Annotated in this window: 24 protein-coding genes; 16 read left to right on the forward strand and 8 right to left on the reverse strand. The window is 69.0% G+C overall.

The window, feature by feature from the left end; translation table 11 throughout:
• Positions 1 to 34: 34 nt before the first annotated feature.
• The 4 genes from LV79_RS18075 to LV79_RS18090 form a co-directional block, all read right to left on the reverse strand.
• Entirely contained in the window at positions 35 to 1,156 is a 1,122-nt protein-coding gene (locus tag LV79_RS18075) for a NucA/NucB deoxyribonuclease domain-containing protein (RefSeq protein ID WP_253838247.1), read from the reverse strand.
• Positions 1,153 to 1,917: a hypothetical protein gene (locus LV79_RS18080; protein ID WP_253838249.1), complete on the reverse strand. Its 765-nt coding sequence runs from the start codon at positions 1,915 to 1,917 to the stop codon at positions 1,153 to 1,155. The genes LV79_RS18075 and LV79_RS18080 overlap by 4 nt, the downstream gene beginning before the upstream one ends.
• A gap of 327 nt (positions 1,918 to 2,244) precedes the next feature.
• Complete coding sequence (locus LV79_RS18085) at positions 2,245 to 2,547, reverse strand: hypothetical protein (protein WP_253838251.1); 303 nt, start codon at positions 2,545 to 2,547, stop codon at positions 2,245 to 2,247.
• A gap of 239 nt (positions 2,548 to 2,786) precedes the next feature.
• Positions 2,787 to 3,449, reverse strand: coding sequence for a hypothetical protein (locus tag LV79_RS18090; RefSeq protein WP_253838253.1), 663 nt, complete (start codon positions 3,447 to 3,449; stop codon positions 2,787 to 2,789).
• A 731-nt stretch (positions 3,450 to 4,180) separates the two neighbouring features.
• On the opposite strand from LV79_RS18090, the gene LV79_RS18095 reads away from it, so the two are divergent.
• The 8 genes from LV79_RS18095 (at position 4,181) to LV79_RS18130 (ending at position 10,043) form a co-directional block, all read left to right on the forward strand.
• Complete coding sequence (locus tag LV79_RS18095) at positions 4,181 to 4,609, forward strand: PaaI family thioesterase (protein ID WP_253838255.1); 429 nt, start codon at positions 4,181 to 4,183, stop codon at positions 4,607 to 4,609.
• 162 nt (positions 4,610 to 4,771) lie between these two features.
• A complete protein-coding gene (locus LV79_RS18100; RefSeq protein WP_253838256.1) occupies positions 4,772 to 5,482 on the forward strand; it encodes a hypothetical protein in 711 nt (236 codons plus the stop codon).
• Positions 5,475 to 6,131 (forward strand): hypothetical protein, encoded by a 657-nt coding sequence (locus LV79_RS18105; RefSeq protein ID WP_253838259.1) that lies wholly within the window; start codon positions 5,475 to 5,477, stop codon positions 6,129 to 6,131. Before LV79_RS18100 ends, LV79_RS18105 begins: the two co-directional genes overlap by 8 nt.
• Positions 6,122 to 6,418: a nucleotidyltransferase domain-containing protein gene (locus tag LV79_RS18110; protein ID WP_253838260.1), complete on the forward strand. Its 297-nt coding sequence runs from the start codon at positions 6,122 to 6,124 to the stop codon at positions 6,416 to 6,418. The genes LV79_RS18105 and LV79_RS18110 overlap by 10 nt, the downstream gene beginning before the upstream one ends.
• A 284-nt stretch (positions 6,419 to 6,702) precedes the next feature.
• Positions 6,703 to 7,686: an acyl-CoA dehydrogenase family protein gene (locus LV79_RS18115; protein WP_253838261.1), complete on the forward strand. Its 984-nt coding sequence runs from the start codon at positions 6,703 to 6,705 to the stop codon at positions 7,684 to 7,686.
• Positions 7,683 to 8,999, forward strand: coding sequence for a bifunctional PIG-L family deacetylase/class I SAM-dependent methyltransferase (locus LV79_RS18120; protein ID WP_253838262.1), 1,317 nt, complete (start codon positions 7,683 to 7,685; stop codon positions 8,997 to 8,999). The genes LV79_RS18115 and LV79_RS18120 overlap by 4 nt, the downstream gene beginning before the upstream one ends.
• Positions 8,996 to 9,799 (forward strand): glycosyltransferase family 2 protein, encoded by an 804-nt coding sequence (locus LV79_RS18125; RefSeq protein WP_253838263.1) that lies wholly within the window; start codon positions 8,996 to 8,998, stop codon positions 9,797 to 9,799. The genes LV79_RS18120 and LV79_RS18125 overlap by 4 nt, the downstream gene beginning before the upstream one ends.
• On the forward strand, positions 9,762 to 10,043 hold the full coding sequence (locus LV79_RS18130; RefSeq protein ID WP_253838264.1) for a hypothetical protein: 282 nt from the start codon (positions 9,762 to 9,764) through the stop codon (positions 10,041 to 10,043). The genes LV79_RS18125 and LV79_RS18130 overlap by 38 nt, the downstream gene beginning before the upstream one ends.
• Before the next feature lie 101 nt (positions 10,044 to 10,144).
• Here the strand turns inward: LV79_RS18130 and LV79_RS18135 are convergent, their stop codons facing one another.
• Positions 10,145 to 10,498: a RidA family protein gene (locus LV79_RS18135; protein WP_253838565.1), complete on the reverse strand. Its 354-nt coding sequence runs from the start codon at positions 10,496 to 10,498 to the stop codon at positions 10,145 to 10,147.
• Positions 10,499 to 10,648: 150 nt separating this feature from the next.
• On the opposite strand from LV79_RS18135, the gene LV79_RS18140 reads away from it, so the two are divergent.
• Positions 10,649 to 11,647: a helix-turn-helix transcriptional regulator gene (locus tag LV79_RS18140; RefSeq protein ID WP_253838266.1), complete on the forward strand. Its 999-nt coding sequence runs from the start codon at positions 10,649 to 10,651 to the stop codon at positions 11,645 to 11,647.
• Between the two features lie 20 nt (positions 11,648 to 11,667).
• On the opposite strand, the gene LV79_RS18145 is transcribed toward LV79_RS18140, so the two are convergent.
• Both LV79_RS18145 and LV79_RS18150 read right to left on the reverse strand, forming a co-directional pair.
• Positions 11,668 to 12,969, reverse strand: coding sequence for a glycoside hydrolase family 18 protein (locus LV79_RS18145; RefSeq protein ID WP_253838267.1), 1,302 nt, complete (start codon positions 12,967 to 12,969; stop codon positions 11,668 to 11,670).
• 89 nt (positions 12,970 to 13,058) lie between these two features.
• On the reverse strand, positions 13,059 to 13,232 hold the full coding sequence (locus LV79_RS18150) for a hypothetical protein (RefSeq protein WP_253838268.1): 174 nt from the start codon (positions 13,230 to 13,232) through the stop codon (positions 13,059 to 13,061).
• 81 nt (positions 13,233 to 13,313) lie between these two features.
• Between LV79_RS18150 and LV79_RS18155 the strand changes: the two genes are divergently transcribed.
• Positions 13,314 to 13,754, forward strand: a complete 441-nt coding sequence (locus LV79_RS18155; RefSeq protein WP_253838269.1) for a hypothetical protein — start codon at positions 13,314 to 13,316, stop codon at positions 13,752 to 13,754.
• A 95-nt stretch (positions 13,755 to 13,849) separates the two neighbouring features.
• Here LV79_RS18155 and LV79_RS18160 read toward each other — a convergent pair whose 3' ends face one another.
• Positions 13,850 to 15,106, reverse strand: coding sequence for an MFS transporter (locus tag LV79_RS18160; protein ID WP_253838270.1), 1,257 nt, complete (start codon positions 15,104 to 15,106; stop codon positions 13,850 to 13,852).
• 187 nt (positions 15,107 to 15,293) lie between these two features.
• Here LV79_RS18160 and LV79_RS34540 point away from each other — a divergent pair, with 187 nt between their 5' ends.
• The 6 genes from LV79_RS34540 to LV79_RS18190 all read left to right on the forward strand — a co-directional run bounded on the left by LV79_RS34540 (position 15,294) and on the right by LV79_RS18190 (position 22,907).
• On the forward strand, positions 15,294 to 18,563 hold the full coding sequence (locus LV79_RS34540; protein WP_253838272.1) for a P-loop NTPase fold protein: 3,270 nt from the start codon (positions 15,294 to 15,296) through the stop codon (positions 18,561 to 18,563).
• Positions 18,564 to 19,060: 497 nt separating this feature from the next.
• Entirely contained in the window at positions 19,061 to 19,576 is a 516-nt protein-coding gene (locus LV79_RS18170) for a hypothetical protein (RefSeq protein ID WP_253838274.1), read from the forward strand.
• Between the two features lie 117 nt (positions 19,577 to 19,693).
• Positions 19,694 to 21,691 carry an RHS repeat-associated core domain-containing protein gene (locus LV79_RS18175; protein WP_253838276.1) on the forward strand — a complete coding sequence of 666 codons (1,998 nt, stop codon included), beginning with the start codon at positions 19,694 to 19,696 and terminating at the stop codon, positions 21,689 to 21,691.
• Between the two features lie 27 nt (positions 21,692 to 21,718).
• Positions 21,719 to 21,907 carry a hypothetical protein gene (locus tag LV79_RS18180; RefSeq protein WP_253838278.1) on the forward strand — a complete coding sequence of 63 codons (189 nt, stop codon included), beginning with the start codon at positions 21,719 to 21,721 and terminating at the stop codon, positions 21,905 to 21,907.
• A 232-nt stretch (positions 21,908 to 22,139) separates the two neighbouring features.
• On the forward strand, positions 22,140 to 22,340 hold the full coding sequence (locus LV79_RS18185; protein WP_253838281.1) for a hypothetical protein: 201 nt from the start codon (positions 22,140 to 22,142) through the stop codon (positions 22,338 to 22,340).
• Between the two features lie 72 nt (positions 22,341 to 22,412).
• Entirely contained in the window at positions 22,413 to 22,907 is a 495-nt protein-coding gene (locus LV79_RS18190; protein WP_253838283.1) for a YbaB/EbfC family nucleoid-associated protein, read from the forward strand.
• Positions 22,908 to 22,993 lie beyond the last annotated feature (86 nt).

Consider the following 22,993-nt stretch of genomic DNA (forward strand, 5'->3'; position numbering starts at 1 on the left):
CCCGAGCAGTCTAGGGCCGCCCCAGCACCCGCGCTCAGCCGGTGAGGGCGATGAAGAACGCGTCGTTGTCCAGCACCCGGTTGGCTCCGTAGAAGTTCGCCAGCAAGGTGCCACCCCGACCGTTGTCCGCGGCCGGGATGGGGCGGGCCGATCCGTTCCACAAACCGGGTTGGTTGCCGGTGGACTCCGCTGCCCCCTCGTAGGTGGACTGGAACGGGTACTCGTCGCACTCCATCCCGCCCGCGGCGTAGTTGGTACCCCAGACGTTGGTGCACACGCGCACGGCGGCGTCGTGGTTGGCCCGGCGTTTGGTCGGATCCATCAGCCGATGCAGCGGCGCGTTCTCGCCTGGGGCGTTCTTGCCGATGACCGCCGGGAACGTGCGCTCCGGGTGGTGGAGCGTGTCGTCGACGTGCCGAGCCTCCTCGTCGGCGCCTTCACCCGTGCGAGCGAGGGCGAAGCGGGGCACGTGGTCGGTGAAGACCGTGCCCTTGTACTTGCCGTTGCCCAGCGCCGAGTCCGCACTGTCGAACCGCACGTGGTTGATCGCTTCGGTGTCCTTGTAGAACGGGGTCGTGCGGCCATCGCGGTATTCCCCGGTGAAGCCCACGGTCTCGGTCAGGGCGACCGTCTTGTACGGGCCGGAGCCAGCGGTGTCGGGAGAGGTGATGGTGACGGTGTCCATCGTCGAGCGCGCGTACCACCCGGCGATGGTGTCTGCCCGCGACAACCCCGCCGGGCACACCAGGTCAGTGCCGCGGCAGTCGAACCTGATGGTCAACCAGGTGAGCTCGTCGCTCATGGTGGTCGACTGGTGGACGTTCTCGACGCTGGTCACGTAGTCCACGCGGCGGCTGCCGTCGTAGGCGAACGCCAGGATCCACAGCTCGAAGTCGAAGTACCCCAGGTACGAGCCGTTCGTCTTGTACAGCGACACCTTCTCGGTGTAGTGGTGGCACTGCTCGAACCGGCTTCGGGCCCACCCCTGCACGCGGCCCGCCTCTGCCTGGTGGGCGGCGCACTCGCTGCGCAGGTCGGTGACCGCTCGCGCCGACACCCGCGAGGCAGTGACCGCCGCCGCGGACGTGGTGGCGGGGATGACCGAGACCAGCAGCGCACCAACGGCGGCTAGAAGGGTGACAGCACGGCGCATCATCGCTTGCCTCCCAGGTGTGCGTCGACCAGCCGCTGGGCCCGCTGTTCGAGGCTGGCGGTGTCGTCGAGGCCCGCGCCGCCACTGGTCGGGGCCGGGTGCGCGACGAGACCAGGGCTGACCATCGGCTTGGTGACGTCCCAGGAGACGACGAAGTTCTCGCCGGTGCCAGGGGATGTGGTGATCGCGGTGTCGAACCGGAAGCAGTACTTGGGGTTCGCGCCCGGCGAGCAGTTGCCCGCGGGGGCCCGGCTGGTCACCGCCGACCGGCCGAACCGCTGGAACTGGTAGTTGCCGTTGAGGTACATGACCCGGTTGCTGGTGGCGCTCAGGCCCATCTGCCCGGACATACCCGACAGCAGCCACCCGGTCATCAGGTGGTGCGACGATGGCCCTGGTTGGCCACCGGTCGTGCCGACCTTCGCGAAGTCGTAGAACACGTCCCACGTCGAGCAGTTGTCGCAACTCGGGATCGCCATGAACGTGTGCAGACGCCCGTCCGGGGCGGACAAAGCGGTGCCGACGTTGTGGTAGACGTAATCGTTGCTGTAGTCGACCCAGTACGGCTGGAACACCGTGCCCGTGCTCGAGTAGCGCATGTCAAGACCGAACGCGAACGACTTGGTCATGGCGTCATCGGTGAAGAACTCCGTCTCGTTGTAGAAGTCCGCCGAGCCGAACGGCGCGGGCGCGGAATAGGTCGGAGTGGGGAACGCGAACGTGACGAAGACCCCGTACATGTACTCCGACTGGTCCCCGCACATCTGGGCCACGGCATCGCGTGGTTCCCGTTGGCAGGCACTGGCTTCAGCGGCGCGCGCGCCCGCTGACGCGACCGGTCCGACGCCGAGCAAGGAAACAATGGCAGCACAAATAAAGCCCCGCAGGGCTAGACGTCGCATGGACGTTCAGTTCCTTTCCCCAGTGGACGCGGCCCCCAATCGCCGCACCCAGCCGGGCAAAGATTACCCACAAACATCGCTATCAGGTAGGAAGGTCCCGTCCTCTACCCGGATGGCCCAGTCCTGATTACCGGGCTGTTGTGACGGCAGGCACTCCGGCCGCCGAACTCGGCGACACCGTCGCGGCACTCACCGTTCCGGACGGGCCGTATGGCCGCGCCACGACAGCAGGCCCGCTCCGATTGCCAGCACCAGCAACCCGGCACACCACCACCGCCGCGATGCCAGACCGTCCGAGCAGTCAGCGAGCACCGCGCCCACCTCGCCGGACACCAGCCTCTGCGGCAGCCCAGATGAGCCACCACCCAGCAACGCCGCGACTTCGTCCGACCGACCCCACGCCGTCCCGCACGACGTCACCGGCCCCACCCGCGACGGCTCCACCGACGTCAACGACAACCACACGACACCGGCGACGATCACCACAGCCACCGCGGCCCACCCCGCCCGACCCTTCACGCGAACCACCCTCCCACACGCCTCGGCAGCACTTCGCTCCGGAGAAGACCAAGGACGCGCTTGATCGCACTGCGCTGAAGAAATCACGACCTGGCAAGCTCGGGCACGTACCAGCGCAAAGCAGAATTACTTTCCCCCAACTGGCGAGCAGCGCGGGGACAGGCACACAGTGCGGCACTGACACGACCGCTTGCCACAGTTGTTCCTTGGTGTCATGCCAGGAGTTGTGAGCCTTCGGCGGTCAGGACGCGGGTGGCGACGGCCAGGAACTCATCGCGGGCTTGGAGCTGGTTGGCGCCGCGACCTCCGAGCAGTCGTGCCGCGAACTCGTCGGCGGGCCAGGTGAGCACAAGACCGTGGCGTGCCAAGTACAGGCCCACAGCGCGAATGCGCCACCGATCGTGGACATCGAGCCAGGCGTACCCGAGCAGTTGCCACAGCCAGCGGCTAGCGCGTTCGACGTCGTCGGTGCGGATGACGGTCTTGACATCGAGCAGGGTGTCACCGACCACCAGATCACCGTCGGCCCAGTGGTGCGCGAACACCGGCCCTGCCCACCCGAGCCCCGGGCCCGAGTCGCCCGCCAGGGCACGCAACCGGTCCAGGCTGCCGCTCTCGCGCAGCAACTGGGCGAGTTCGACCAATTCCGCCACCGCGGCCGCAGGAGCGACTCCGTGCAGAGTGTCCACCGACGAAGACACACCGAACAACTCAACAACAGGACCCGGATCACCGCTGCGGTACGCGTCCTCGAATGCCGAGACCAGCCAGAACACACGCGCCAGCCCGGCCTCGGCCCCGGACGTGCCGAGTTGGCCCGGCGGGGCGTGCTCGGCGAGATAGCGCCGAGCACGGGCGAACCACTCTCCCAGCACGGGTTCGGCGGGGCCACGAGCAACCCGGGTGCCAGTAGGTCCGCCAAGGTCCCGCCACCCAGTCGGACTCGGACGCAGCTCAAGGGCCCGCCGCAACTCCCGCGGTCGCAAACCGCTGTGCGTCGGCCACTCCCCAGCCTGCGCGTCGGCCCACGCCCGCGACACCACACCAGCGCTCGCCAGCCCATAAAGGGCGTAATACGGCGGGGACGGTTCAACCACAGCGGCCAAGCGCGCACCGAACGCGCCCCCGATCTCAGCCCACCACCGAGGCGCAACGCGGCCACTGGCCGGGCGCACCGGTTTCCGTTGTCGAGCAGCGGCACTGATTTCCGCGGCCAGAACCGCAGTCCCGGGCAACCGGGACGCACACCACGCTGCCAACTCACCACCGCGCAACTGGGCGGTCAAGGACACAGTCGTCACCTCTCCTCCGTTGCGTGAGCCGATGTACTTGTAACGCCTCCTCGCCCAAGCCAACGTGATCTCCACGCACCTCGGCGCGTACTCGCCAGCGGCGACATCGTTGCTCCACTGCTTGGAACTCCTGTGATAGCAACCAGACCGCGAAGGGGCAACGCCGAGGTTGCGTCTGGCGAACTCGTCGGTGGGAGAACCGCTCACGTCCGGTCACCGTCACCGGAGCATGATCTCCTACCGCTGCGGCTGCGGGCTTCGCCTTGGCCGGACATAGTGGAGGTTCCTGGGGAGGCACAAGAGCGAGGAGTCCCATGTCGGCGGATGACCAGGTTGTGGCTCGGGTACAGGCGAGCTTCGAGCGACAAGGGCTGATGCGGCTGATCGGGGCGCGACTGGTGGAGGTGGGGGCGGGGAGGGTGCGGATCGCGTTGCCGAGTACACCGGAGGTCTCCCAGCAGCACGGGTACGTCCATGCCGGGGCCACCAGTGCGATCGCTGACAGCGCGGGTGGTTATGCGGCGCTCACCTTGATGGCCGACAACGCCGAGGTGCTCACCGTCGAGTACAAGCTCAACCTGCTGGCCCCTGCCACCGGTGTGCGGTTGGAGGCGGTCGGCACGGTGGTCAAGTCCGGCCGCACCCTGTCGGTCTGCACGCTGGAGGTGCACGCCATCGATAGCGACGAGCGGCCCACCTTGGTCGCGGTCGGCCAGCAGACCCTCATCGCCGTGCGGGCTTGAACAAGTCGATCAACCTAGCCCGAGGCCTGATAACCTCCGCTGCCACGGACCGCCGACGTCCCACCCCACACTGTGTCGCGGAGAACCCAGCATGGACGACCTCGTCGCATACCGAGCGGGCTTCGACCCGGCGGCGTTCGTCGGTAGCCCGCGGCAGCCGTGATGGGGTGCGTTCGAGGCCGGGCCGAGCCCGACGGGTCGACCCGGTACCGCTTGTTCGCCGAGTCGGCGGGGCGCTGTCAGAACCCCGGCTGCCTGCGGGAACTGTTCGTGGAGTTGCCGAGCCGGACGGTGCACGTGGCGGAGGTGGCTCACATCATCGCGGCTGGGGACGGCGGTCCTCGCGGGGAGCCGCACCTCCCGCTGGAGCTGCGCGCGGCCGTCGACAACCTGATCCTGCTGTGCCCGACGTGCCACACGGTGATCGACAAGGCCGAGCACGACCACCCCGTCGCCCTGCTGCGGGGCTGGAAGGCCGGGCACCAGCGGCGGATCGACGAGGCGTTCAGCGCGCGCAGGATGGACACGCGAGCCGAGGCCAGGGCGGCGCTGCTCGTCCACCGGCGCCGCGCGAAGACCGTGTTCGACCTGTACGGGCCGCTGACCGAGCACCGGTTCGACCCGGACAGCGAGGTCCCGGCGCTGTGGCGCGAGCACGTGCACCGGACGGTCCTGCCGACCAACCGGGCCGTCCTGCGGTTGCTGGACCACAACCAGCACCTGCTCCGCGTGGGCGAGTGGGAGGTGGTCGAGCTGTTCCGGGTCCACGTCGAGGACTTCGAGCGCCGCCACCGCCAGGACCCCCCGAGGGGCGCTGGCTTGCGGTACCCGGACAAGGTTGATCACCTGTTCGCGGAGGAGGGCGATGGCTGAGTCCTCCGCGCGACGGGTGGTCCGCAGGATCGAGGCCTACTGGTCGGACACCAACCGGCCCGAGTTGGTCGACGACACGCTCGTCCTGGTGCACCGCCGCGACCACCCGGCGGTCCGGATCGCCTGCGTCATGGAACCGGTGGTGACCGGCGAGATCGTCACCGAGCTCATGGCCCGCTACCCGCGCTTGGCCTACATCGCCAACATCCACCAGCGCCCGCGCGTCCTCGGCGTGGTGTTCGGGCTGTGCGCCGCGGCGGGCGTGGGAATCGGGACGACCCAGCGGCTGGGCACGGTGCTCAGCGAGGAGGTCATGGCGGACTACGTCCACCGGGAGACGCGGTACCAGGAGCGGGCCATCAGGCAGCACCGCCAGGTGGAGGCGCTGGAGCGGGTCGACGATTCCTGCTACCGGATCCTGCGGTACGACCTGAACCCGGTTGTGGTGTTCCTCGACTACGTGTACGAGCTGTCCGCCGACGAGATCCGCCGGGCCATCGACAAGTACCCGTACTTCGACGCGTACGTCACCTCCAACCAGTACGCCCTCGCGATATCGCCGCAAGCCCGGGACGTCGGCGTGCGGGCGGGTCGCCACATCCTGCACTGGGGCGAGTTCATGGACCACCTCACCGTGCCGTGGGAATAGCCGTCGAGCGCGATCTGCGCGTGGTGGCCGAGATCGCGCGCACGTGCGACCCCGGCCTGGAGCTGTACGTCTTCGGCTCCGCACTGACCGCGACCGAACACCCGGACGACCTCGACATCCTCGTCATCTACCGCGACGCGCGACACGTCGACCACCTGCGGCAACTCCTCTACACCGCGGACCTGGATCTCCCGCTCGACCTCGTCGCCCTGACGCCTGAGGAGGAGACCCACTACCGCTTCATCGCCCGGACGGGAGCGGTGCGGCTCCGGCTCGCCAGCGCGTGAACACGCACCACAACTGGGCGAAGACATCCGAGCACCGTCGGTGCTACGGGCAAGGGCTGCCTCGTTCACCCGGACGTCGCTGATGGCTTGAAGTCGCGCGGGAAACGGCAGGGTTCTACGTCGGCGGGGCGCCCGTCGGTGCCGTGAGCCTACGGCCGCTTCGTCACGCTCGGTGGCGGCCGGACTGTGGTCGAGGTCGCGTGTGGTCCGGCATGGATGTCGGGGCGGTGGGGTATGCCTGGGCGGTCTCGCCGTGAGGGCGGGTCGTGGTGTTGGGAGGCGCGTTGTCCACTGGTCTGGGCGTGGGGGTGCTGGGTGAGGGACGGCCTGCCCGGCTGAGTGGAGCGCGGACCGCCGAGGGGATTGTTGCCGCGGTAAGGGATCGATTGCGGCGTGGGGAGTTGGAGTTGCCGCTGGCTGGTGTGGACACGGTGGCGCGGTGGTCGGGGTTGGCGGCGTTGGGGCGGACGGATCTGGCGCTTGCTCGGTTGGCTGAGGGGCACACGGACGCGGTCGCCGTACTTGCCGAGGCGGGGCGGTCGGTGGTGCCGGGCGCGCTGTATGGGGTGTGGGCGTCGCGGTCGGGTGGGGTTGGGGCGCGGTTGGTGAACGGGCGGGTGGACGGGACGGTGCGGTTCTGTTCTGGGGCGCGTGGACTGGATCGAGCGCTTGTGGTCGCTCTGGACGACGCGGGGGTGGCGAGGCTGGTGGAGGTCGACCTCACTGGTCCCGGCATCACCTCGGACCCGGCCAGTTGGCAGGCCATCGGGATGGACGCTTCCGATAGCGCCGACGTGCGGTTTGATCGCGTCGTCCCTGTGGCGACGGTGGGTCCACCCGGTTGGTACACCGATCGCAAGGGGTTTCTCCTGGGCGGTGGCGGGGTGGCTGCGGTATGGCTGGGTGGCGCGGCTGGGGTGCTGGATGACGTAGTCGATCTGTTGCGGGACAAGGCGGACGAGCACCAACTGGCTCACCTGGGTGCCCTGCACGCGGCGGTGACGAGCGCGGCCACGCACCTCGAGCACACCGCCCGCCTGGTCGACGCTGGCACCGCTACCGAGACGCACCTGGCCACCTGCCGAGCCGTGGTCGAGCGCGCGGCATGGGAGGCGGTGGACCGGGTTCCACGCGCCGTCGGACCGACGCCCCTGAGCCGCGACCGAGCATTCGCCCAACGCCTGGCCGACCTGCAGGTCTACGTCCGCCAACACCACGCCGAACGCGACCTCGCCGCCCTGGGCAGAGCCGTACTGGCGGCCCGATGAACCCGCGAGACCACCTGGACACCTCGGTAAGTAAGCGGCGGGTCACTGATGAGGCCGCGTGGACGCCCTGGTTGGCCGGGCTGCGCGAGTTCCCGGACCAGCAGTACGAGCGCGTCGTGGTGGTCGCGGCGCACCCGGACGACGAGACGTTGGGTGTGAGTGGGCTGATGCAGGTTCTGCATGAACGCGGGACTGACGTTCGGCTCGTGGTCGCCACTGATGGGGAGGCCGCGTTTCCCACTCTGTCAACGGCCGACCGCGCCGAGCTTGGGCGGGTGCGACGCCGAGAACTCACGGATTCGCTGCACATCCAAGGAATGTCCTCAGTGGATATACATTGGCTAGGGTTGCCGGACTCCGACCTGACCCGGCATCGCACGGAACTTGCCGAGTTGCTGACGGGAGCGCTCGCGGACGCCGACTTGGTGCTGGCGCCATGGCCGGGAGACCCGCACCCCGATCACCAGTGCGCCGGGGAGATCGCGCTGCGAGTGGCTCCGGTGACCGCGCATCGCTGGTCGTATCCGATCTGGATGTGGCACTGGTTGCGTCCCGACGACCCCGCTGTCCCACGGTCGCGGGCCGCTGGCGTGCCTCTCGACCCGGCGCGGCGGGAGCGCAAGTCCGCTGGGATCGCAGCGTTCGCCTCGCAGCTGCGGCCAGGGCCGGAGGGGACGCCGATCCTCGACTCGGCCACGTTGAGCCACTTCGACCGCGATCTGGAGGTCGTGTTCCGGGAACCCCCACGTGACAGCGCTCCCCCGGCCCGGTTCGCCGACCTCTACGCCGAGCAGGACGACCCGTGGTCGGTGCTGGACAGCTGGTACGAGCGACGCAAGCGCGCGATCAGCCTCGCCTGTCTGCCCGATGAGCGGTACGGAACCATTGTGGAGCCCGCCTGCGGCATCGGACAGTTGAGCGTCGACGTCGCCAATCGGTGCGACCAGTTGATCGCGTTCGACCCGGTCGCGTCGGCTGTCGAGCGTGCCAGAGCCCGTGTCGCGCACCTGCCGCATGTCCGCGTCGATGTGGGCGCGTTGCCGGAGTTCCCTGCTGGCCCCGTGGACTTGGTGGTGTTCAGCGAGATCCTCTACTACCTCAGCGATGCCGACCTGGACTCCACTATGGACGCCGCCGTGGCAGCCCTGCGCCCAGGCGGCCACCTGCTGGCAGCGCACTGGCTCCCCTGGGCGCCGGAGGCTCCACGCGACGGGATGGACGCTCATCGCCGCCTGCTCGCTCACCCCGACCTCGATGCACTGGTCGAACATGTGGACCAGGAGTTCGTCGTGCATGTGCTGCGCCGCCGGTGAAAGTGGCCATCGCTGTCCCGGCCCGCGATGAGAGCGAGCGGGTACAGGCCTGTCTGCGTGCCATCGTCGCCGCCGCTCAAGCCCTGCCCCATGACACAGCTTGGGCGGTGTGCGTGGTCGCCGACCGCTGCATGGACTCCACCGCTCGCATCGCCAGGTCCGAGCTAGCCGAACTGCCCGCCGTAGTGGTCGAGAACGAGGCTGATCGTCCACTGGGGACGCTGCGCGACCTCGGACTGCGGCACGCCACCGCATTGCTCGGGCCGCATGATCCGGCCCACACGTGGCTGCTGTCCACCGACGCCGACACCATCGTGCCCGCCCACTGGCTCACCGGATATCTCGCGCTCGCGGCCACCGGCGCCCACGCCATCGCGGGAACCGCCCTGCTCGACCACCCCGCGGGCCTGACCAGCGAAGCGGCCCTCAGCTACGCCCGCGTGCTCGACCTGGCGCGCATCCCCGAGGGCCACGGCAACGTCTACGGCGCCAACCTCGCCATCCGCGCCGACGCCTACCACGCCGTCGGCGGCTTCGCCCCGATCCGCACCGGCGAGGACCACGACCTCTGGCGTCGTCTCGGCCGACGGGGCTACCACCGCACCTACACCGAGGACGTCCCCGTCACCACCAGCGCCCGCACCCAGGGCCGCGCTTCCGGTGGCCTCGCCGACCTCTTGGCCGCACTCCCCCACCACGATCACGACGCGGCCCTATGGTGTCCTCGGCAGGCAGCGAAAGGGGATGGGGATGCGGCCAGAAGTGAGGGACCTAGTCGACGCGGGTTCGTTCCCGGATGAGGACGCCGACGAGGAGAGCATCGAGCGCACCCAGCATCTCCTGGAACGCGTCGCCGCGCCGGTGACCGACGAGGAGGCCCGAGCACTGGCCATGATCTTCGGTCCGGACAACTGCTACGGCATGTCCTGGACCCTGCTGCACCTCATCGAGACCGCCCCTGGCGCGCACACGGCGCACTACCCCACGCACCCCAAGAACCTCTGGCGCGACCTACTCAACAACCGCGTCGCCACCGAAAAGTGAGCCCCGCAGGCCAAGGGAGACAGCCGTCCCATGTAGACGCGTCGTCCCGGTTTTGAGCCCGAGGCCCCCGGCCGTGGTGCGGCGCGGGGGCCAACTCATGGTCAGGCGACCGCGGTGCCTTCCAGTTCGACCAGTTGGCCGGGGATCGCCAGGCGGGTGACACCGAGCATGGTGGTGGTTGGGGCCACTTGGGCGGCGCCCAGGCGGGCGGCTAGGACGCCGTAGTGCTGGAAGAGCAGGTCGACGTCGGTGGTGTAGACGTTCAGGCGGACGAGGTTGGCGAGGGTCATGTCGGCCCCGGCGAGGACGGCCTCGAGGTTGTCGATGGTCAGGGCCAATTGCTTGGCCATGTCGCCGTCGTGTTCGGGGCGGCCGTCCGGGCTCATGGCGGTCTGACCGGAGCAGTAGAGCGTCCTGGTCTGCCCCGTCACGACCTCCCCCTGGTTGAAGCCCATGTCGATCGACCAGGTGACCGGGTTGACGGCGGTTCTCTCAAGTGCCACAGCTGCTCCATCGGATCTTCGCGGGCCCACGTCGGGCCGCTGCCGATGAGCCTCCCAGCGAATCACGACATCCTCTGTCATGTATTCCGCTAGAATCCCGCCATGCGCGCGGACCGGCTCGTCTCGCTGGTGCTGCTCCTGCGGCAGCACGGCAGGCTGTCGGCCACGGCTCTGGCGCGTGAGCTGGAGGTCTCCACCCGCACCGTGCTGCGCGACATCGAGGCCCTCTCCGCGGCGGGCGTCCCCGTGTACGCCGAGCGCGGCCGCAACGGCGGGTTCGCGCTGCTCCCCGGCTTCCAGACCGAGTTGACCGGCCTCAACCACGACGAGGCCCTGGCCCTGCTGGTCGCCGGGTCCCGACGCCGGGCGCAGGCGTTCGGCCTCGGTCCCGCGCTCGCGTCCGGCATGCGCAAGGTGGTCGACGCGCTGCCGGAAGACCACCGGACGACGGCGGCGGGCGCGGTCCAACGGCTGTTGATCGACCCGGAGACCGACCTGCTCGCCCGCAAGGTCACCGCCGAGGAGGTCCCCGACGCCGTGGTGCGGGAGGTGCGCCGGGCGGTGTTCGCGGGCCGCAAGCTGCGCATCCACTACCAGGCAACAGATCGAGACCCGGACTGGCGCACCATCGACCCGATCGGCCTGGTCACGGTCGGCACGCAGAGCTACCTGCTGGCCACCCGGGCGGGCGCGGACCGCACCTACCGCCTCTCCCGTGTCCTGGCCGCCGAGGCACTCGACGAGCCCGCGCAACGCCCGGAACAGGTCGACCTGGACCAGGCCTGGCAGGAGCGGAGCAGCCGGTTCCGTTCCGGCGGGGACACGGTCACCGTGCTGGCAAGGGTCGACCCGGCGCGGCGGGACAGTCTGGTGGACACGGCACTGTCCGTGGGCACCGAGCAGGCCGACGGGGACGGCTGGCTGCGCTTGGACGTGACGTTCCAGGACCGGCGTCACGCGGAGTGGGCGCTGTGGCAGGTATCGCCGCGCGCGGAAGTGCTTACCCCGGAATGGCTGCGGGGTGCCCTGCGGGATCGGGCCGCCGAGATCATGGACAGCTATGTCGCGGAACCCCAGCGACGCGTGCCTCCCCGCTCGTGAGCGAGGAGGCACGCGCGGGGTCAGCGCCGGTGCAAGCCGGTCGAGAGGGCGCGGATGAGTTCACCCTGCGGCGTATCGCCGTCCAGGGACCAGATCATGGCGCCGCCGAGCTTGCGGTCCTTGATGTAGCGGCCCTTGCGGGTGAGTTCGGTGGGGTCGTCGTAGGTCCAGAACGTGGTGCCGTCGAACAACCAGGCGTGACCGGCCTTGTTGTCGCGGTACAGCTTGGACTTCCCGCTCGTCAGCAACGCCTTGAGGATGCGGTAGTCGTCGTAGCCCGCCTCGTAAGTGCCCGGGGCGGGGCCGGTGGATTGCTGGAACAGACCGTTGTTGGCGTTGGGCAGGCCGGTCCAGCCGCGGCCGTAATACGGGACGCCGAGGGTGATCTTGTCCCGGGGTGCGCCGCGGTCCAGGTAGGCGTCGACGACGATCTCGCCGCTGTCCTTGGGCGTGGTCGGATCGCCGTCGGGCACGCGCAGGGCCGACTGCTGGTTGGCGGTCTTCTCCCAAGCACCGTGGTAGTCGTAGCCCTGGACAGTGGCGAAGGTCAGCAGCCGGAACACCTCGGCGACCTCGAAGCCGCGGTCCAACGCCTCACGGTTGGCGGGCAGGAACGCGGTGAGGTCGTACCTCTTGTGGTCCTTGTGCCCCTGCCGGTCGAGCTGGACCCGGTACTCCCGCAGCAGCGCGGTGAAGTTGACCTTGTCCTCGGGGCGGACGACGTTGCCCACGTTGCCCTCGGTCGCGGGCCACTCCCAGTCGAGGTCGATGCCGTCGAACACACCCTTGGCCGCACCGGCGGGCGCACCGGGGAGATTTCCCTCGAGCCACAGGTCGATGCAGGACTTCACATGCGCGGCGCGGGACTGCTGGGTCAGCGCGGCGTTGGAGAAGTAGGTCGAGCCGATCCAGCCGCCGAGGGAGATGTAGAGGCGCAGCTTCGGGTACTTCTGCTTGAGTTGCTTGAGCTGGTTGAGGTTGCCCGCGAGCGGCTGGCCGGGCTTGTCGGCCTTGCCGTTGACGGACTCGTGGGCCGGGATCAGCCGCTGGTAGTCGGCGACCGGGTCGGAACTGACGCACCCGCCCCGTTCGTCGAGCAGACCGAAGGCGTAGTTGACGTGGGTCAGCCGCGCCGCCGTGCCGTTGTCGACGATGTAGCGGACCGGGATGCCTCGATCCTTGTGGCTCCACTGCGTGTAGTACCCGACCGTGCGCGTCTCCCCGCCGCCACCGCCGTGCGCCTGAGCGGGCGATCCGACAACCGCCAACCCGACCGCCACGGCACCGGCCGCGACGACGGCACCCCACCTCTTCCCGGACATGATCCTCCTCGTACCGGAGCAATGGTCTAGACCAAACTAGAGGAAGATGCCTGCCACCGATACGCCCAGACGGGGCGATCCGGACGCGATCACGAGTCCCGGTCCAACCACCCCTTGCGCACCACGACCACCGCCGCGAACCCGCCGAGCACGGCCACGATCGCGTAATCCCAACCCGGAGCGGCGCCTGCGAGGGCGGCCGCCACACCCGCGACGGCGCTGATCAGGACCACCGTGCCGAGGACAACCACACGCGTCTTCATGATGATCAAGTTCCCCGGGGCGTCGTCGGCGTAGCGAGGGGGCGCACCGCAGCGGGCGGGCGGGCAGGCTAGTTTGCCCTGGTGAGTCTTCTGGATGACGTGGCCGAGCGTGATGGTTGGCGCTGCTGGGTGTGCGATGAGCCGGTCGACGCCGACATGTCGGTGAACGACGCGCGCGGGCCGAGCGTGGACAGCCGGACCGCGGACCGGAAGGCGAAGGTCGCGGAGCGGCTGGCGCACCGCGGGTGCAACACGCGCAAGGGCGCGGTCAAGGTGGTCATCCCGTGGCCGGACCGGTTGCACGTGGTGGAGCCCGCGCCGTTGATCACCGTGGCCGGGCGGTTGGAGCGCAAGGGCGGCCGGGAGATGGTCGGGCGGTGCCCGACGAAGCAGGACGCGCAGGAGACGGCGGAGTGGCTGGTGGACCGGTTCTCGCGCCTGGTCCCGGGGCTGCCGGTCACCGCGAACGTCGAGGCGGGCGGCGGGCAGTTCCTGGTCATCCTGGCCACCGGCCGACGCTGACGGCGCTCAGCCCTCGAGGTCGGCCGCGGTGGACGCGCGACCCCGGTCAGCGCTCCCAGAATCCACTCCCTGCGTCGCTGAACTGCGACAACAGGCTAACCGACCCTGGGTTCCGGCACCGCGCGATGCCGGGCCAGGGCGCGCACCAGCGGCACGGCGACGAACCCGAGCCCGGTGAACAGCGCCCCCAGCGCCCACCACCCCGGCCTGCCGAGCCCGATCACGAGCGAGCCCACGACCACCGGTCCCAGGAACTGCCGCAGCGCGACACCGAGTGCCATCACACCCTGGTACTCCGCGATCCGGTCCGGTACCGCGAGCTCGAACGCGGCGGTGAACGCTCCGGAGGCCTGGGAGATCTCCCCGATCGTCTGCACGGTGACGCCCGCCAAGAGGATCAGCACGACTACCCAGGCGACGGGCCCCTGGCTGGTCGAGTAGATCAGGCACGCCACCGCGACCAGCACTCCTGCCCGCCGCAGGGCGCGAGCGGCGGTGTCCACCGTGGTCACCCTCCGGCTGAATAGCACCTGCAGCGCGACGACCAGCACGCTGTTGGCGATCAGCACCACTGCCGTCACGCTCGGCGCGGCGGAGGTGCTCGCCACGAGCCACAGCGGAACACCGAGGGTGAGGATCACCTCGTTCATCTGGATCAGGCCGTTGACCACCGCGACCGCCACGAACCGGACGTCCTTCAGTGCGGCTTGCGACACCGCGGCGGGACCGCGCCGGGTGGTCGGTGTCCCCGCGCGGCCGAGTCCGATCGCCAACAACGCGCACACAACGTGGACGGCGGCGGTCGCGATCACCACAACGGTGAACGCGGTTCGTGTCCCGACGCCGATCGCCACGCCAGCGGCCGCCGCGCCGATCGGGAAACCGACGTTGATCGCGCTTCGGACCTGCGCGCGCACTTCGATCGCTCTCGCGTTGTCCCGGTAGTGCGAGTACACCAGCGCGGCGGCCAGTGATCCGCAGGACGACTCGAACACCGCGACCGCGCAGGCGACGACCACGAACCACAGGAATGACGTGACGAGTCCGTACAGCGCGAACAACCCCGCCAGGGCTGTGAACGCGACGACCAGCACCCGGCGCGTCCCGAAACGGTCTCCCGCGATTCCCATCGGCACGCACGCGAGCAGTCCGCACAACCCCGCGATGGTGAGACCAACGCCGACCCGACTGGGCGGGATACCGACAACGCTGGTGAAGAAGAACGGGCTGGACGTCAGGAAGACGCCATTGCCCGCGGACTGCACCAGCGACAACAGCGTGAACCTGATCGCCGCCGGCTCCCTGGGCACAACGGCGCCGAACCACGCGCGCATCGCCACTGCGACTCCCATCCACCGACACTAACCCGCGGCCGCGCGAAAGCGAATCCAATAATCGTCGAGCCGAGACGCTGTCGACCGATATCCCGGTCCCGGAAGCGCAATTTCCGGTACGGCCGTTCGGGTGTCATTCGACCGGTGCCCGAGTGAGTCTGTTCAATCGCCGGACGGTGCTGGTCCGGCGCGCCACACTGGGCCCGTGATCGACACCGAGCGGTTCTCAGGCCACCCCGGCCTGGTCCACGGCTTGACCGTGTCCCCGGACGGCCGCATGGTGGCCACCGGCGGCGAGGACGGCACCGTGCGGGTGTGGGATCTGGACACAAAACGACAATCGCGGTGCCTGCGACCCGGCGTCGGTGGGGTCAACGCCCTGAACTGGGACACCGGACGGCTGGGCTTGGCGGTCGCGGGCAACGAGGGTCTCGTCGCCTGCGCCATGGACACCCCGGTTCGGTTGCGCAGTGGCGCGCCCGCCGTCGCGCTCGCGGGCTGGGAGGGCTCGCTGTTCTTCTCCGACGACGTGGGCACGGTTCTCCAACACGACCAGGACGAACCGCTCTTCACCACCGCCTCCCCCGTGCTGTGCCTGGTCGTGGTGCAGGGTTACGTCATCGCGGGCTGTGCTGACGGGCTGGTCACCGCCTGGAACCGCCGCACGCGCTCGCATGAGGTGTCGGTGCGCAGGTCCGACGCTACGGCCGGGTTGAGCGTCGACGGGGACAACATCGTGATCGTCACCCACGCCGGGACGCGGTGCACGTGGGACTTCCAGAACGAGTCGGTGACCGAGCTTCCCGCCGAGGAACGGGTGTGCGCCGCGGTGGTGCACGGGAACCTGCGGATCCGCTCTTGGCGGTCGGTGTGGGTCGGTCCGGTGCTGGGGGACGGCGCCGAGGTCGAGCTGCGCGGGCACCAAGGCGGGGTGCGGACCCTTGCCGTCGCGGGCGACATCCTGGTGAGCGGCGGTGACGACTGTGCCGTGCGCACTTGGTCGCTGACCGAGGGCAGCGGGCGTGAACTCCCGCGGTTGACCGAGTCCGAGGTGCGCGCGGTCGCCTTGGTCGGCGACACCGTGCTGGCCAGGGCCGCCGACGGCGCGATGCTCAGCTGGGGACCTGGAGGCGCCGTCGCCGCCCCGGGGAACCGCCAGACGGCCGCCAACGTGGTCGCGGCGGTGATCACCGGGGACGGGCGGACGCTGACCGGGCGGGCCGACGGGTCGTTGACCGGCAGGCAGTCGTCCCAGGCGTTCCACGACGCGACCACCACCACGATGTTCTTCGCAGGCGACCACTCGCAGGTCGGCTTGACGGGGGTCGCGCTGGGACCGGGGTCTTCAGCGGTGACGTGCGGCGCGCACGGCGAGCTGGTGTTCTGGAACTACCCCGAGGTGGATCCCCGGTTCGTCGTCCCCGCGGGAACCGCGAACCTCACCGCGGTCGCTGTGGCATCGGACCACTACCCGGTCGCCGTGGGTGACGCGGGCGGAAGCGTGTGGGTCGTGGCAGGCCCTGCGGGGGCTCAACGAGTGCACGCCAGCCCGGGGGCCGTCACAGCGGTGGCCGTCAGCGAGAAGGGGGTCGTCGCGGCGGGTTTCACGACCGGGCAGGTCTGGACCTCGTCCGGCGGACTCATGACCGGGCACGACGGGACCGTGCAGGCCATGGTGTTCGCCCCGGACGGCAGGCTGATCACCGGGGGCAAGGACGGCACGATCCGCTTCTGGGACACCGGAAGCGGCGAGCAGGTGGACGGGACCGGGATGGCCGCCCCGCAGGTCCACCGCACGCGGACGGGTGTCGTCAACGACGAGCCGCCCACAGTGGACAGACTGGCCTTCGGTCCCGACGTCGACTCCCTCGCCGCGCTCATCGCCGATCGGGCCACCGTGCCGCCGCTGTCGATCGCGCTGCTGGGTCTGTGGGGCTCAGGCAAGTCCAGCTTCATCCGACAGCTCGAGGCCAGGGTGTCCACATTGGCCGGAGAAGCCGGCGTGTCGGGTGACGTCTATGTGTCGCAGGTCCGGCAGGTGCGCTTCAACGCTTGGGCTTTCAGCGACGACCGGCTGTGGGTCGGTTTGGTGGAGAGTCTCTTCGAGGGCTTGGCCGACCCCGCGCCGCCTGTCGATCTCTCGCGCGTCGTTGAGGTGCGGGAGAAGTCCGAGGAGCTCAAGAAGCGCAGTACGCGGATCAACGCGGAGTTGGACAGGTGGGGCGGGCCCCGGACGCTCCACCTTCTCCCCCTGTTGTGGCGCGAAAGGGCAGTGCTGCCCAACCGCCCGTGGCTGCTGATCCTGTTGTTCCTCATGGCCTTGCTGGTGGGCGCGGCCGCTGTGGTCGTTGCCATCGTCGTCCCTGGAAGCGTGACCTTCGCGGGCGCGGCGATCGCCTCGGGGGTCGCGGCGGTCGGAGCGGTGGTGGCCGGGCAGTCGGCGCTGTCGAAGGTCCGCGGCATGGGACCCGATCTGTCTAAACGAATGCGCGAGGCTCGGGAGAAGGTCGACAAGGACCTCGCCGAGGCCGAGCAGGTGCTCGGAGAGGTCGGCCCGCAGGAGCGGCTGGCCAAGCTCATCGACGAGGTGCGCGCGGGTGGGTACGCGGCCGACCGGGGTGTGCTCGGACGGGCCCGCAGGCACCTGGAATCGCTGTCCGCCACCATGAGTGGGCAGGGCGGGGACGCGCCGATCGAGCGGATCGTGCTCTACGTGGACGACCTGGACCGGTGCACGCCCGAGCGGGTGGTCGACGTCCTGGCCGCGGTGCACCTGCTGCTCGCGATGCCGCTGTTCGTGATCGTGGTGGCCGTCGACCCCCGGTGGCTGCGCGCGGCGATGGCCGAACAGGTCGTCCACTCCGGGGCCCTGGAGTACCTGGACAAGATCTTCCAGATCACCTTCGCCCTGAACCCCCTCGGCCGCCGCGCGGACGCCCTCATCGACGAACTGGTCCCCCTGCACGAAACCCGCTCCTCCGAGCAGGCTCCTGCCGCGCCCACGCCCGACTCCCCCGCACCGCGACCGTCCACAGCCGTGAAGGCGTCCTCGGATCCCGTGGACATCAGGCCACCGACCTCGCCGACGAGGAGGCGCCCGGACCAACTGCGGTTGCTGGCGGCCGAACGGGACGAGATCAAGGCACTGGCACCGTTGCTGACGACCCCGCGCGCGGTGAAGAAACTCATCAACCTCTACCGCATCGTCCGCTCCGGCATCCCCGCGAGCGACCTGGACGCGTTCCTGGTCGCCGAATACCGGGTGGTACTGCTCTTGCTAGCGGCCTCCGTCAAGGACCCCGACCAGGCCCGCCGCTGGTTCCTCCGCCTGCGATCCGGCAACCCCGCGGAAGAGGGTGAGGACACCAGCATCGAAGACCTCGCACCAGATCTCCCGAACGAGATCTACCTGCGCTGGTCAAACGTAGTGTCTCGATTCAGCCTGGCGACTTTCGACCTACCCGAAACAAGGTAACCCAGCAAGGGTTTCGCGGGGGTGGCCTCGTCGGGATCGCGGACTCAGTGCATCCGAAGGCGATGTCGTGAGGCTGGTGCCTCACAGCCGACGAATGGCGGAGTTTGGTTGACAACCTGGCTCCATAGGCGCAGTGGTGCTCGACGTCCCGCGACGAAACACTGCGAGCCGGTGACAGTTGGTGAAGGAGGTCACTCCTGGTCGGCGGGTGTGCTGCGTGGGTCAACCTGGTCAGATCGAGAGCGGCGTGAGTTGGTCACGCCACTGGGGTTGGACTCGTCGCATCGGGTGGTTCGCCATCGGGCGGTCGCTGGTCCGGTGCTCGCCGGGTCGTTCTGGGGAAGGGTTCTTCGATGTCACGGAGATCGTCGCGTGGTTTTGGGCTGCGCGTGTTCGGTATTGGGGTGGTCTCGGCGCTCGCTCTCGCGGTGCCGGTGATCCAGGCGCCGTTGGTATCGGCCGCCGAGTCGGTGCGGCCCACGCCAGGGTCGGTATGGGTGGCACCGAAGGAGGTGAAGCGGGTGCCCGTGGGCGGGCCACCGCCCGAGCGCGATCCGCGAGAGTCGGCGGTGGCGATGACGGGGTGGTGCGGTTCCCCGAACAAGGGGGTGTTGCCGGACTACCCGATGGAGAGGTTCAAGGTCAGCGATCGGCTGCAGTTCGGGGTGAACCTGGCCGACGGCAACCTGTGGTGGCAGCACCGGGGACTGACCATCCGCGGCACCGGGTTGAACCTGAACCTCGGCTACTCCTTCAACGGTCAGGCCGCCTTCGGCCCGGATTGGCGTTTCACCGCCGGGCGAGACATGGCGTTGCACCTGGGCAGCAGCGTCGTCGCGATGCCGGTGGACACTGGAGCGTGCGTGAACTTCTGGCCCCGGGCGGATGGCACGTACGACCCAGGCGACCACGGGTCCAGGGTGAATCTCGTCAAGAACCCGGCGGTTCCTTCACCGCGCGATTCTTCGACACCGGTGAGACGTGGGCGTTCAACGGGCGCCGCTGGCCCCTGAACCGCACCGACCGCAACGGCAACTCCGTCACCTACCTCTACAACTCCGACGGCAGCCTGGCCTCGGTCGTCGACACCCAGGGCCGGGTGACCACGTTCGCCAACGACGCGAACGGGGATGTCCAGAAGATCATCGACCCGACCGGCACCGTCGCCGCGAATTACCAGCGCGCTGGACTCTCCCCCCACCATCACCGACCGCGACGGCAAGGTCGTCACCATCACGTTCGAACCGGACTACGCCAAGCTCGTGGCGTTCACCGACCCAGTGGGCCGTTCGTGGGCGATCGGCTACCCGAGCGGGTTCGACTACCAGGTTTCCAAGGTCACCGCACCACGGCAGGCGGGAGCGGCGGACACGCTGTTCAGCTACGACTTCGCCAACGACCGGACGACCGTGACCGACGCCAACGGCAACCAGGTCGTCCACACGCTGGACACCAAGGGCAGGCAGATCTCGGCAACAGACGCCTTGGGGCACATCCAGTCCAAGACGTGGACCGCGGGCAGCGACGTGCAGTCGGTGACCGACGGGCTGAGCAACTCCACGACCGCCGCCTACGACACGGCGGGCAACCTCCTGTCGACCACGCTCCCCACCGGCGCGCAGAGCACAGCCTCCTACACCAACACCGCGCTGCCGAACCTCCCGACCTCGGTGAAGGACCCCGCGGGCAACGAGACCACCCGCCAGTACGACGCCCTGGGAAACCTGACGAAGGTCCGTTCCACACCGCTGGCCGCCGACCTGGAGCAACGCACGTACACCGGCCCCAAGGGCCTCTTGGCGACCGTCACCGACGCGAACGGCAACATCACCCGTTACGCCTACGACGGTCCGGGGAACTTGATCACCGTGACCCCGCCCGCCCCGCTCGGCGTGACCCGCTACAGCTACGACTCGCTGTCGCGGATCACGAGCATCACCGACGGCGCCACCTTCGCCTACGACAACGCCGACCGCCGCACGGTGACCACCTGGCCCGGGGCAGGCACGCAGACCAACGCCTTCGACAACTCGGGCCGTCTGACCAGTCTCAGCGTCAAGAACACCGGTGGTACCGAGACCCTTCGGGCCACCTACAGCTACACCACGAGCGCCGCCGCGGACAGTGATCTGCTCCAGTCCAAGACAATCGCGGGAGTGTCCACCGCGTACACCTACGACACCCAGCGCCACTTGACTGGCGCGGGCTCGGCGACCTACTCGGTCGACAAGGCCGACAACATCACCAACTTCGCGGGTACCGCCTACACCAACAACGCCGCGAACCAGGTCACCGCGATCGGATCGCTGAACCTGTCCTACGACAACGCGGGCAACGTCAGCGGGACCACCACGCCTACCACTGCTAACGAGTTCTCCGCCTCCAACCAGTTCACCCGTGCGACCCGAGGCGGCGTCCAGGACTTCACCGCCGCCTACGACACCGCTGACCAGACCCAACCCCGCACCATCACTGAGACGGTGTCCGGGACAACGACCGGCCACGTCTTCACCCAGACCGCCTTGGGCATCAGCAGCGTCCTGGACAACGGCACCACTCGAACCAGCGTCTCCCGCGACCCCGACGGCAAGCTGATCACCGAGAAGATCGGCAGCACCCGCTACAACCTCGTCACCGACCACCAGGGCAGCGTCCTCGGCCTGGTCGACACCACAGGCGCATTCGCCGCCACTTACACCTACCTGCCCTACGGTGGCGGGACCGGCACCGGCGCCGCGGCAGGCAGCAACCCATTCCGCTACCTCGGCGGATACACCCTCCGGGGCGGCCTGGCACTGCTCGGCTACCGCTACTACAACCCCAACTGGGGTCGCTTCTTCGGCCCCGACCCCACTGGTCAAGAACGCAACACCTACGCCTACGCCCAGTCCGACCCCATCAATCGCTCTGATCCGCGCGGCGACTACAGTCAAGACGACTTCGAGGACGACTTGGGATTCGTCGCCAGTTCGATCGAGGTCGGCGCTATCGGCGGCGCGGGAATAGGTTGCGTGGTCACCAGTGCCGGATGTCCTGCCGGTGCTGCCGCGGGCGGCCTCGTGGGCGGGTTGTCAGGACTCAGTTTCGGCATTTCCTACTCGATCACCAAGCGCATTCTCGGCGACTAGCGCAAGATCTCAGCGAATGGAGCAGGCATGGCCAAGGCGTCCCGAACCACGCGGGCAGCGATCCTCGGCGTCGTGGTGCTGTCCGCGGCAATCGCAGGCGTTCTTGCCGCTCTGGCAGGTGCGACGCCTGGGTGGGCCTACGTGGTCATCGCCATCCTGGCCGTGCTTGCCGGAGCGATCGTCGCGCGAAAAGGGTGGCTGAACCGGAACACCTGACCTTCCCGCCTCGACCATCCAGAATCACCGAGTCGTCCTCGCAGACCGCGCCGTTCTGACGCGAGAACGGATCTTGGGTGACACACGTTCGCGTTGTGAACAAGATGCGCTGCCCCGCGGAGAGATGACCTCCGCGGGGCAGCGCATCCGCACTCCGGGACTGACAGCCGATCGTCCTGGGAACGCCCTGCTGCCTTTGACAACTTTCGCGAAGACAAGGAGTTCCTCCATCGTGACACCCGCTAACCGCACGCGGCGCGTGGTCGTTCTCGCCGTCGTGATCGCCGTCTTGTACGCGGCTGTCTTCGTTCTGCTGGCCGCGTATCCAGAGGCAGGTACGCCGGTGAGGATCGTCGCCTACGTCCTGATGGGCCTGGGGGTGGTCGTCACGATCGTCGCCTGGCGGAGGGTGGCCCGGAACCGAACGCGGTAGAGCGGGCATTGCGGTCAACGCCGGTGGTGGGTTGTGCGATGCTGCTCGCCGTCGGTGGTGAGGGGAGCAGGGGTGAAGGCGCCGGACGAGTGGATGCGGGAGTTCGAGGGGCGGATCGCCGAGGCGCAGCGTAAGGCGGCGGCGGTTCGGGAGGGTTTGGCTGGGGCGCAAGGGATGTCGGCGTCCAAGGACGGGTCGGTCGCGGTGACGGTCGCGCCGAACGGGGCGTTGACGGGGGTCACGCTGACCCCGGAGGCGATGCGGTTGACGCACACCCAACTCGCCGCCGAGATCATGACGGTCGCACGGGCCGCTCAGCGGTCGGCGGCGGTTCAGGTCGCGGAGACGTTCGGGGCGATCGAGGGCACGGATTCCGAGACCTACCGGGTGATCACCGAGTACCTGCCCGAGCCGGAACCCGAAGGGCCGCAACGGGAGCAGCCCCGGTTCGCGCCAGAGGTCGACGAGGCGCCGGTCCGGCGTGATCCGCCCCGGCGACCCGTCACACCGCGCCCGGGTGACGACGATGACGACTACAGCGGCGAGTCCATCTACGGCGACAAGTGATCAACGCCGCACCCCGCGGAGTTCGCCGTTCCCGCTCTGCGCCCGGGTTCGATGTGAAATCTTGGGCGGACAAGCGCAGGCGGAGC

This window comes from Actinokineospora globicatena (assembly GCF_024171945.1).
Lineage (GTDB): Bacteria > Actinomycetota > Actinomycetes > Mycobacteriales > Pseudonocardiaceae > Actinokineospora > Actinokineospora globicatena.

Bases quoted from the DNA above. Each gene is read 5' to 3' on its own strand.
- LV79_RS18075 (WP_253838247.1), bottom strand. From the start codon at position 1,156: ATGATGCGCCGTGCTGTCACCCTTCTAGCCGCCGTTGGTGCGCTGCTG.
- LV79_RS18080 (WP_253838249.1), bottom strand. From the start codon at position 1,917: ATGTGCGGGGACCAGTCGGAGTACATGTACGGGGTCTTCGTCACGTTC.
- LV79_RS18095 (WP_253838255.1), top strand. From the start codon at position 4,181: ATGTCGGCGGATGACCAGGTTGTGGCTCGGGTACAGGCGAGCTTCGAG.
- LV79_RS18100 (WP_253838256.1), top strand. From the start codon at position 4,772: ATGGGGTGCGTTCGAGGCCGGGCCGAGCCCGACGGGTCGACCCGGTAC.
- LV79_RS18105 (WP_253838259.1), top strand. From the start codon at position 5,475: ATGGCTGAGTCCTCCGCGCGACGGGTGGTCCGCAGGATCGAGGCCTAC.
- LV79_RS18120 (WP_253838262.1), top strand. From the start codon at position 7,683: ATGAACCCGCGAGACCACCTGGACACCTCGGTAAGTAAGCGGCGGGTC.
- LV79_RS18135 (WP_253838565.1), bottom strand. From the start codon at position 10,498: ATGGGCTTCAACCAGGGGGAGGTCGTGACGGGGCAGACCAGGACGCTC.
- LV79_RS18140 (WP_253838266.1), top strand. From the start codon at position 10,649: ATGCGCGCGGACCGGCTCGTCTCGCTGGTGCTGCTCCTGCGGCAGCAC.
- LV79_RS18145 (WP_253838267.1), bottom strand. From the start codon at position 12,969: ATGTCCGGGAAGAGGTGGGGTGCCGTCGTCGCGGCCGGTGCCGTGGCG.
- LV79_RS18150 (WP_253838268.1), bottom strand. From the start codon at position 13,232: ATGAAGACGCGTGTGGTTGTCCTCGGCACGGTGGTCCTGATCAGCGCC.
- LV79_RS18160 (WP_253838270.1), bottom strand. From the start codon at position 15,106: ATGGGAGTCGCAGTGGCGATGCGCGCGTGGTTCGGCGCCGTTGTGCCC.
- LV79_RS18175 (WP_253838276.1), top strand. From the start codon at position 19,694: ATGTCCAGAAGATCATCGACCCGACCGGCACCGTCGCCGCGAATTACC.
- LV79_RS18180 (WP_253838278.1), top strand. From the start codon at position 21,719: ATGGCCAAGGCGTCCCGAACCACGCGGGCAGCGATCCTCGGCGTCGTG.